The organism is Kitasatospora sp. NPDC004799 (genome assembly GCF_040609095.1).
Classification (GTDB): domain Bacteria; phylum Actinomycetota; class Actinomycetes; order Streptomycetales; family Streptomycetaceae; genus Kitasatospora.
This window is the reverse complement of sequence record NZ_JBEXJK010000322.1, coordinates 1-9,549: the sequence shown is the minus strand read 5'-3', so window position 1 is coordinate 9,549 and position 9,549 is coordinate 1. Positions and strand designations below refer to the sequence as shown.

Below are 9,549 nucleotides of genomic sequence, written 5' to 3'. Positions count from 1 at the left end.
GGTCCGCCCGGGCAGCAGGTGCCGGGGCACCCGCCGCGGCCGCCCCGGCCGCCGTGGGGCGAGCAGTAGGCGGACGGTAGGAAGGACACGGGCAGGGCCTCTCCCGCGGGTGTGGGGGAGGCCCTGCTGCGTCGGTCCCGGGGCCGGGGCCGGGGTCAGGTCGTGGGTGTCGCGGGCGTTGCGGGAGTCGTGGGCGGGCGTCGTGGGCGGACGGACGCTCAGGCGGCGGCTCAGGCGGGGGCTCCGGTGGCGGCCCGGTCCGGCGGCCGGCCGTACGCCGGGAGCGGCTCGGGAGCGGGCCGGGGCGGGTCCAGGGCGGTGCGCCCGGCGGAGTCGCTCAGCTTGATCAGCAGCGCCGTCATCAGCCAGTTCGCCAGCAGCGACGAACCGCCGGCGGCCAGGAACGGCAGCGCCTTGCCGGTCAGCGGGACCAGCCCGCTCACCCCGCCGACCACCACGAACACCTGGAGCGTCAGCGCTGCGGAGAGGCCGGTGGCCAGCAGTTTGCCGAACGGATCGGTCAGCCCGACGGCGGTGCGCAGGCCGCGCTGCACCAGCAGGACGTAGACCAGCAGGATCGCGGTCGTCCCGGCCAGGCCCAGCTCCTCGCCGACGGTGGTGAAGATGAAGTCGCTGCGCCCGGCGAAGCCGATCAGCCAGGGGCGGCCCGAGCCCAGGCCGGTCCCGGTCAGGTGCCCGGTGCCCAGGCTGAACAGCGCCTCGGCGGGCTGCTCGGAGATCGCCCGGTCGTGCAGCGGCCGGTAGTAGTCGAGCGGGTGCAGCCAGGCCTCGACGCGGCCGTGGACATGGGGCTCGACGCTGCCGACCAGCGCCGCGCCGCCGACCGCCAACAGCAGGCCGAGCACCACCCAGGCGGTGCGCTCGGTCGCCACGTACAGCATCACGACGAAGACGCCGAAGAAGATCAGCGAGGTGCCCAGGTCGCGTTCGAGGACCAGCACCAGCAGGCTGACCACCCAGACCGCCAGCACCGGACCGGCGTGCCGCCCGCGCGGCAGGGTCAGCCCCCGGACCCTCCGCCCGGCCAGCGCCAGCGCGTCCCGGGCGGTCGTCAGGTACCCCGCGAAGAAGACCGTGATCGCGACCTTCACGAACTCGTCCGGCTCGAAGGAGAGCCCGAACAGCCGGATCCAGCGCTTGGCGCCGAAGCTGTCGCCGGGCGAGAACACCGGCGCGACCAGCAGGACCAGCGCACCCGCCATCAGCAGGTAGACGTAGCGCTGGAAGAAGCGGTGGTGCCTGACGAGGACGATCACGACGAGTGCCACCGCCACCGAGACGAACACCCACAGCAGCTGGGAGGGCGCGGCGGGGAGCTTCTGGTAGTCGCCCCTGGCGGGGTGCGCGGCCCGGTAGCTGATGTCCAGCCGGTCCAGCAGCACCAGCCCGAAGCCGGTCAGGAAGGCGGCCAACGGCAGGATCAGCGGATCGGCGTACGGGGCGAACCGGCGCACCGCCAGGTGGGCCGCCCCGGCCAGCGCGCCCAGTGACAGGGCGTGCACCAGCAGCCCGGGCGGCAGCCTGCCGGTGAGCGCCAGGCGGGCGTCGACGTGCCCCGCCAGGCAGACGGCCACGGCGAGGGCCAGCAGGCCCAGTTCGAGGTCGCGGCGGCGCGCCGCGAGCCGGCGGCTGTCGCCGTGTGCAGTGGTCCGCACCCCTTGTCATCCCCTTACTGCCTTGTCCTCGTCCCCCTGCCGAGCGCGCGGCGGGTCTCGCCGTCGGCGCACCGGGCCAGACGTCCGCGCCTTCGCCGCGGTTGCGGGGAGGGGCGGGCGGAGGGCAGAACTTTGCCTGGGCAAAACATTGTCGGGGCCCGGTAAAGCCTTGTTATGGCCCGGGTACAGAACCGGGCCCCGGGTGCGGCGGGGTGGTCGCGGAGGGACATCATGGCCGGGCGCCGGGGTGCCCCGGCGGGGTCCCGACGGTTCGGGGCCGCCGGACGGTTCGGGGCCGCCGGACGAGCGGTGTCAGCGAGCGGTGCGAGCGGGCGAGGTGAGCGGGCGGATGGACGCGGTGGTGGCCGGTGCGGCGGGTGGCCCGATGGGCGGGCCGACGGGCGTTACCGCTTCGGTGCTCGCCTACAGCGGGCCGCCGCCGTGGCACTGGTCCGACCTGGCGACCTCCTGGACCGCCGAGCCGCTGGTGCTCGCGCTGTCGGTGCTGCTCGGGGCCTGGTACCTGGCGGCGGTGCGCGGCGTCAACCGGGCGGCGAGGGAGCGGGCCGGGGCCGGGTCGCTCGGTGGCGGGCGGTCCGGCGGTGGACGGTCCGGTGACGGGCGGCCCGGTGGCGGGCGGTCCGGCGGCGGACGCTGGCAGCCCACCCGTACCGCCGCGTTCCTCGGCGGGCTGCTGCTGTGGATCTGGTGCACCTGCTCCGGCCTCGGCGTGTACGACCGCGTCCTCTTCACCGACCGGGCCGTGCAGGTCGTGCTGCTGCTGATGGTCGTCCCGCTGCTGCTCGCGCTCGGTGCGCCGGTCTCGCTGCTGGTCGAGGCGGCGCCGGCCGCCCGGCGGGAGCGCCTCCTGCGGGCGCTGCGCAGCCGTCCGTCCAAGGTGCTGATGTTCCCGGCGGTCTCCACCGCGCTGCTGATGGCGCCGCCGTGGCTGCTCTACTTCACGCCCTGGTACGCGTGGTCGGTGTCCAGCGGGCTCGGGAACGCGGTGCTGCACCTGGCGCTGGTGCTGCTGGGCCTCGCGTACTTCTGGCCGCGCCTGCAGCTGGACCCGGTCGGGCACGAGTACCCGCACCTGGTCGGGCTGTTCATCACCTTCGCCGAGGTGATCTTCGACGCGGGGCTCGGGATCGTGCTGATCTACGGCGGGCACCTCGTCGCCGAGCACTACTACCTGGCGCTCGGGCGGCCGTGGGGGCCGACTCCGGCGCAGGACCAGACCTGGGGCGGCAACGCGTTCTGGGTGCTGGGGGACCTGGTCGGGCTGCCGTTCCTGGCCGCGCTGGTCCGGCGGATGGTGGTGCGGGGGCGGGAGGAGGCCGAGGCGGTGGACGCCGAGCTGGACGCCCGCTTCGCGGCGGCGGCCGCGCGGGCGCGGGCGGCGGGGCGTCCGGAGGAGGAGGCGGAGACCGGGATGCGGCCGTGGTGGCTGGACGACCCGAACCTCAGGCACCGCTACGGGAGGTAGGCCGTCCGTCGGGGGGCGTCGGCCTCGCGCCAGGGGGGCGGGCCAATTTTTGTCCCCTGTACCCCTCCTGACCCTCCTCGCGCCGCATTTCCGCAGGTCAAAAATAGGTTGGCCGCAATCCCCCGGTTCGCTAGCGTGTGACTCGTCCGGTTCGGGGGCCATTGGGCCGCCCGAGGAGTAGAGAGCAGGAGGTGAACCCCCGTGGTCGTTGTCGCCCCGATAGCTGCCCAGGGCAGCACTCGCGTTCACCTCCTTTTCCCGGCCGCCGGCTGAGCCCTTCGCGCCAGCCGTAGCCCGCCGGGACCATCTCCTCCCGAAGGGCCACTGCGTTGTTCAACGCTGCCTCCGTTCCGTCGTTCTCTTCTTCTTCCTTCTCTTCCTCCGCGTCCTCTTTCTCCGCCTCCTCCGACGACGCCTCCGCGCTGACCGGCTACGGCTGGACGGCCGAGCTCGCGGAGCTGTTCACCCCGCTCGGCGAGGCCGGGCTGCTCCCGGCCCGGATCGTCCGGGTCGACCGCGGCCAGTGCGACGCCGTGATCGCCGACCCGGAGACGGGCGAGCTCCGCACCGTCCGGTTCGACACCCGGCCGGTCGGCGACGCCGACATGATCAACTGCCCGTGCACGGGCGACTGGGCCGCGGTCGACCTGCACGCCCAGCCGATGGCCGCCGTCGTCGCGCTGCTGCCGCGCTCCACCGCGATCATCCGCAAGGTGGCCGGCAAGCGCTCCGACGGCCAGGTGCTGGCCGCCAACGTCGACACCGTGCTGATCGCCTCCTCCCTCGCGACCGATCCCGACCTCGGGCGGATCGAGCGCTTCCTCGCCCTGGCCTGGGAGTCCGGCGCCGAACCGCTGGTCGTCCTCACCAAGGCCGACCTCGTCGACGACGCCGACTTCATCCGGGCCGACGTCGAGGCGGTCGCCCCCGGGGTCACCGTGCTCGTGGTGAGCGCCGAGACGGGCGAGGGCATGGACGTGCTCCGCGCCTGCACCCCCGGCACCACCGCGGTGATAGGCCAGTCCGGCGTCGGCAAGTCCACGCTCACCAACGCGCTGGTCGGCTCCGAGGTGATGACCGTCCAGGAGGCCCGCGAGGTCGACCAGAAGGGCCGCCACACCACGACCACCCGCGAGCTGATCCCGCTGCCCGGCGGGGGCGTGCTGATCGACACCCCCGGGCTGCGCGAGGTCGGCCTCTACGGTGGCGAGGGCGTGGACCTGGCCTTCGCCGACATCGCCGAACTGGCCGAGGAGTGCCGCTTCCACGACTGCGGCCACCACACCGAGCCCGGCTGCGCGGTGCGGGCGGCGCTGGAGGACGGCACCCTGCCGCAGCGCCGGATGGACAGCTACCTCAAGCTCCAGCGCGAGAACGAGTGGATCGCCTCGCGCTCGGACGCCCGGCTGGCCAAGGCGCGGCTGCAGAAGTGGAAGACGATCAGCAAGTCGATGCGAGCCGTGGGAGGTCCGGTGAAGCGCTGAGAACCCGGCACCGGCCGGCCACCTCACGGGCCGCCAGCCGGCCTCCGCGCACGGGCCGCCGGCCCGGCCTCCGCCGGGCCCGCCCGGCTCAGCGGAGGTCGGCCACCACGCGGAAGCGTTCCAGGACCACCGGGGTGGCGTCGTCCACGGTGAAATCCGGGTCATCGAGGGCGTCGAGCATCTCCGGGCTGTGCCAGAACCGCTCGTGCACCGCGCGCCACTCGGCCACGCTGGTGAGCCCCTCGCCCTCGTCCAGGGCGTGCTGGAGGTCGACGTCCGCGAGCGGGACCACCCGGACGTCCGTGGTCTCGATCACGGCGACCCTGCGCTCGTCCGAGTCGACGACCGCGGAGCGCTCACCGGCCAGCGGCAGGGGCTCGCCCTCGTGCTCGTAGTCGGCGACCAGCCCGGTGGTGCTGGTCTTGGCGCCGTCGAGGATCGCGGCGACCAACTGGTCCCGCAGCGGCCCGGGGAACGCGAACTCGGCCGGTGGCAGGGCGACGACGCGCGGGTCGTCCGGACCGGTGTAGGAGTGCTGCTCGCTCATGCCGCGAGAGTAACGGCGGTACGGTCGGCGGGCTCGTGAATTTACGGGCCCCCGGCGCAGGGGCGAGGTGAGCCGCAGGAGAGCGATCAACGGCGATGTCCGATTCCCGCCAGTCACCCCCCTCCCGGTGCCGCAGACTGGACAACGTGATCGACGACGACATCCGGTACCGAGCCGTGGACAGCCGCGACGCCCGCTTCGACGGCGTCTTCTTTACGGCGGTCACCTCCACCGGCATCTACTGCCGTCCGAGCTGCCCCGCCGTGACCCCCAAGCGGGTCAACTGCGTCTTCTACCCCAGTGCCGCGGCCGCTCAGGGGGCCGGCTTCCGCGCCTGCCGCCGCTGCCGCCCCGACTCCGTGCCGGGCTCGCCCGAGTGGAACCACCGCGCCGACCTGGTCGGCCGGGCGATGCGCCTGATCGGCGACGGCGTGGTAGACCGCGAGGGCGTCGCCGGGCTGGCCGGCCGCCTCGGCTACAGCGCCCGCCAGCTGCAGCGCCAGCTGACCGCCGAGCTGGGCGCCGGCCCGATCGCGCTGGCCCGCGCCCGCCGCGCGCAGACCGCCCGACTGCTCCTCCAGACCACCGAACTGTCCGTCACCGACGTCGCGTTCGCGGCCGGCTTCGCCTCCGTACGCCAGTTCAACGACACCGTGCGCGAGGTCTACGACCGCACCCCCAGTGGCCTGCGCGCCGAGGTCGCCGCCGGCCGCCGCACCGCGACCCCGGCCGGCGGCCTCACCCTGCGCCTCGCCTACCGCGGCGCGCTCGACAGCGAGCACCTGATCGACTTCCTCGCCCTGCGCGCCGTCCCCGGCGTGGAGGAGGTCGTCCCCGGCACCCGTCCCGGTGTCCGCGTGTACCGGCGCACCCTCGCGCTCCCGTACGGTCACGGCATCGCCGAGGTCGACGGCCTGGCGCCGGGCGAGCCGCCCACCCGCGGCTGGCTCGACTGCCGCCTGCTGCTCGCCGACCTGCGCGACCTGCCGACCGCCGTCCAGCGCCTGCGCAACCTCTTCGACCTGGACGCCGACCCGCTCGCCGTCGACGAGCAGCTCGGCGCCGACCCGCTGCTCGGCCCGCTGGTCCGTGAGCGCCCCGGTCTGCGCTCGCCCGGCCACGTGGACCCGCACGAGCTCGCCGTCCGCGCCGTCCTCGGCCAGCAGGTCAGCGTCGCCGCCGCCCGTACCCTGGCAGGACGGCTCGCCGAGAAGTACGGTACGGCGCTGCCCGAGCCCAACGGCGGCCTGCGCCTGCTCTTCCCGACCGCGGCGGCCCTGGCCACCGCCGACCCGGAGGACTTCGCGATGCCCGCCGCGCGCCGCCGGGCGCTCACCGGTCTCTGCGCCGCGCTGGCCGAGGGCGTGGTCCGGCTCGACAGCGGGGCCGACCGGGAGGAGGCCGCAGCCGGTCTGCTGGACCTGCCCGGCATCGGCCCCTGGACGGTCGGCTACCTGCGGATGCGGGCCCTGGCCGACCCCGACGTCTTCCTCCCGAGCGACGTGGGCGTCAAGCACGGCCTGCTCCGCCTCGGCGCCGCCGGGGACCCGAAGTCCGCCGCCCGCGCCGCCGAGGCCTGGGCCCCGTGGCGCTCCTACGCCGTCCACCGGCTGTGGGCCGGCCCGGCGAGTACCGGCACCAGCGCAGGCAGCGCCGGCAGCGCCGACAGCATCAGCGAGACCAGCACCGGAACGGAGAACGAACGAGCATGAGCACCACCGTCTACACCACCATGGAGAGCCCCTTCGGTCGGCTGCTGCTCAGCGGGGTGCTGCCCGGGGACGGCGGTCCGGCCGCGCTGGCCACCGTCACCGCGCCCGGCCAGAAGTACGCGCTGGCCGAGCCCGCCGACGACTGGGTGCTCGACCCGGAGGCGCTCGCCGAGCCGGTGGCTCAGCTGACCGACTACTTCGCGGGCAAGCGCACCGGCTTCGACCTCCCGCTCGCGCCCGAGGGCACCGAGTTCCGCCGCCGGATCTGGGCCGCGCTGGACGAGATCCCGTACGGCACCACCGTCACCTACGGCGAACTCGCCGAACTGGCCGGTCAGGAGCCGCGCATGGTCCGGGCGGTCGGCGGGGCGGTGGGCGCCAACCCACTGCTGATCGTCCGCCCCTGCCACCGGGTGCTGGGCGCCAACGGCGCGCTCACCGGCTTCGCCGCCGGCGTGGACCGCAAGCGCTGGCTGCTGGACCTGGAGGGCGGCACCCTGTTCTGACCGCGGGGCCCGCGGGAGCCCGGCTTGCCGCGGAGGTTCGGATCGCTCAACTCCGCAGGTCCACCCGCCAGTTGTTGCTGCGCATGAACCGCCCGGGCGGGAACTCGAAGTCCGTCTCGCCGAGCAGCGTGAACCCGGCCTTCGCGCAGACCGCGTTGGAGGCGGGGTTGTCCACCGAGGGGAAGGCGTGCAGGTGGCGGTGCGCGGCCGCGCGGCGGGCGGCCGCGACCGCCGCACGGGCGGCGGCGACCGCGATGCCCCGCCCCTGGAAGCCGGGCAGCACGTTCCACCCCATCTCGTGGACGGTCCGCCCCTCCCAGGTCCGGGTGCCGTAGCCGACCGTTCCGACGGCCTCGCCCTCGGGCAGCAGCACGATCCGGTACATGCAGCCGAGCCCGGACGGGACGAAGTCCAGGTAGCGCCGGTGCCGTACGAGCAGCTGCTCCTCGCTCTCCGGGCCGCCGACGTGCTTCTTCATCTCCGGCGTGTTGACCCGGCGCAGCAGCGCGAGGTCGCCGTCCGTCCAGGGCTCGATCCGTACCTCTGCTCGTCCGTCCGCGGTGGTCATGCCGGGGACGGTAGCGCCGGGCGGACCCCGGTGACCAGTGGTTTTATCCGGCCGCCGGCCCGTGCTCGGCGCCGGACCGCCGCTCAGCCGCCGACCCCTGTGCGGCGCCGGAGCCCTGCGTGGCGCCGGAGCCCTACTCGGTGTCGAAGCCCTGCTCGGCCGACGGCGTCTGCTCGGTCGGCGGCGCCGGCTCGGGCCCGGTGCCCGGCTGGGCGAGGGCGCGGGCGAGCTGCTCCAGCGCCGGCAGGGCGTCGACGACCGCCGCGCGGTCCGCGGGGTCGAGGGTGCCGAGCGCGGTGGCGATCCGCCGCTCGTGGGCGTGCTGCCAGTCGTCCAGCTGCCGCCGGCCGGCCGGGGTGAGGGCGATCCGGGCGGTCCGGCGGTCGCCGGGGTCGGCCTGGCGGTCCACGAATCCGGCGTCGAGCAGCTTCCCGACCAGCCCGCTGACGGTGTTGGGTGCGAGCCGCTGCCGCGCGGCCAGCTCGCCGACCCGCAACGGCGCGGCGGCCAGCGTCTGGAGGAGCTCGACCTGCGCCATCGGCAGAGACTCCCACGGGTAGTCGGTGCGGATGCTGCTGCGCAGCGCGCGACGCAGCCGGGTGACCGTGTCGGTCAGCCGCCGGGCGTGCTCGACCGCCGGGTCGGGGCTTCCGGTGGCGGGGTCGGGAACGCGTGGTGACGACGGCATGGCGGACAGCGTATCTCCTGGTACGGGGCGGTCCGGCGGCCGGTGCGGGCCTCGGAGCCGCCCGGGTCGCGGCCCTGCCAGGGGCTCGCCGCAGGCGCCTGTCCACGGCTGTCCGCACTGCGGGACGTCTCCTGTCGGAGAGCGAACTGCTCGTAGAAAGAACATATCTGTATCCGATACATTTGTGTACATGAATGCCACCGCCCTGGCCTCGCGGCTGCTCACCGAGCGGCCCCGGCCGCGTGGCATAGCCGGGTGGCGCCACGCCCACTGGCTCGCCGTCGCGACGGTCTGCCTCGGAGCCTTCCTGGGCCAGCTCGACGCCAGCGCCATCGCCCTGGTCTTCCCCGCCCTCGGCCGTGACTTCGGCGCGGGCTTCGCCGCCGTCGAGTGGGTCGCCCTCGCCTACCTGCTGGTCCTGGTCGCCCTGCTGGCCCCGATCGGCTGGCTGTCCGACCTGGTCGGCCGCAAGACGATGTACATCGGCGGCTTCGCGCTCTTCGGCCTCTCCTCGCTCGGCGCCGGGTTCGCCGGCGGCCTCTGGGCCCTGGTCGGCTGCCGCGCCGTCCAGGCGGTCGGCGCCGCGATGATGCAGGCCAACAGCGTCGCCCTGGTCGCGCGCGGTGTCCCCGGGCACGCGATGCGGCGCGCGCTCGGCATCCAGGCCTCCGCCCAGGGCCTCGGCCTGGCGCTCGGGCCCAGCCTCGGCGGGCTGCTGGTCGAGCACGCCTCGTGGCGCTGGGTGTTCTGGGTCAACGTGCCGATCGCGGTGTTCGGCATCCTGGCCGGCTGGTACCTGCTGCCCAGAACTGGACGGCCTCACCAGTGGAGGTCGTCCCGGTCGCCTCCGCCAGCGCGATCACTGCTGCACCTCCTTCTCCC

At 74.7% G+C, this 9,549-nt stretch carries 9 protein-coding genes; 5 read left to right on the top strand and 4 right to left on the bottom strand.

From position 1 onward, the window contains the following. Nucleotides 1–230 precede the first annotated feature (230 nt). Nucleotides 231–1,676 carry an FtsW/RodA/SpoVE family cell cycle protein gene (locus ABZW03_RS30440; RefSeq protein WP_355265279.1) on the bottom strand — a complete coding sequence of 482 codons (1,446 nt, stop codon included), beginning with the start codon at nt 1,674–1,676 and terminating at the stop codon, nt 231–233. 349 nt (nt 1,677–2,025) lie between these two features. On the opposite strand from ABZW03_RS30440, the gene ABZW03_RS30435 reads away from it, so the two are divergent. Beyond that, on the top strand, nt 2,026–3,162 hold the full coding sequence (locus tag ABZW03_RS30435; RefSeq protein ID WP_355265276.1) for a cytochrome c oxidase assembly protein: 1,137 nt from the start codon (nt 2,026–2,028) through the stop codon (nt 3,160–3,162). A 329-nt stretch (nt 3,163–3,491) separates the two neighbouring features. After that, nucleotides 3,492–4,646, top strand: a complete 1,155-nt coding sequence (rsgA, locus tag ABZW03_RS30430) for a ribosome small subunit-dependent GTPase A (RefSeq protein ID WP_355265272.1) — start codon at nt 3,492–3,494, stop codon at nt 4,644–4,646. An 88-nt stretch (nt 4,647–4,734) separates the two neighbouring features. Here the strand turns inward: rsgA and ABZW03_RS30425 are convergent, their stop codons facing one another. Next, entirely contained in the window at nt 4,735–5,193 is a 459-nt protein-coding gene (locus ABZW03_RS30425; protein WP_355265269.1) for an ASCH domain-containing protein, read from the bottom strand. Nucleotides 5,194–5,288: 95 nt separating this feature from the next. Here ABZW03_RS30425 and ABZW03_RS30420 point away from each other — a divergent pair, with 95 nt between their 5' ends. Continuing rightward, nucleotides 5,289–6,905 carry an AlkA N-terminal domain-containing protein gene (locus ABZW03_RS30420; protein ID WP_355265266.1) on the top strand — a complete coding sequence of 539 codons (1,617 nt, stop codon included), beginning with the start codon at nt 5,289–5,291 and terminating at the stop codon, nt 6,903–6,905. Then, entirely contained in the window at nt 6,902–7,411 is a 510-nt protein-coding gene (locus ABZW03_RS30415; protein ID WP_355265263.1) for a methylated-DNA--[protein]-cysteine S-methyltransferase, read from the top strand. Before ABZW03_RS30420 ends, ABZW03_RS30415 begins: the two co-directional genes overlap by 4 nt. A gap of 46 nt (nt 7,412–7,457) precedes the next feature. Here the strand turns inward: ABZW03_RS30415 and ABZW03_RS30410 are convergent, their stop codons facing one another. Both ABZW03_RS30410 and ABZW03_RS30405 read right to left on the bottom strand, forming a co-directional pair. After that, the gene (locus ABZW03_RS30410) at nt 7,458–7,979 is read right to left on the bottom strand and encodes a GNAT family N-acetyltransferase (RefSeq protein WP_355265260.1); all 522 of its coding nucleotides are present in this window, start codon (nt 7,977–7,979) and stop codon (nt 7,458–7,460) included. Nucleotides 7,980–8,112: 133 nt separating this feature from the next. Next, nucleotides 8,113–8,667, bottom strand: a complete 555-nt coding sequence (locus ABZW03_RS30405) for a MarR family winged helix-turn-helix transcriptional regulator (protein WP_355265257.1) — start codon at nt 8,665–8,667, stop codon at nt 8,113–8,115. A gap of 190 nt (nt 8,668–8,857) precedes the next feature. Here ABZW03_RS30405 and ABZW03_RS30400 point away from each other — a divergent pair. Further along, on the top strand, nt 8,858–9,549 hold a 692-nt coding region (locus tag ABZW03_RS30400; RefSeq protein ID WP_355265254.1), incomplete at its 3' end, for an MFS transporter.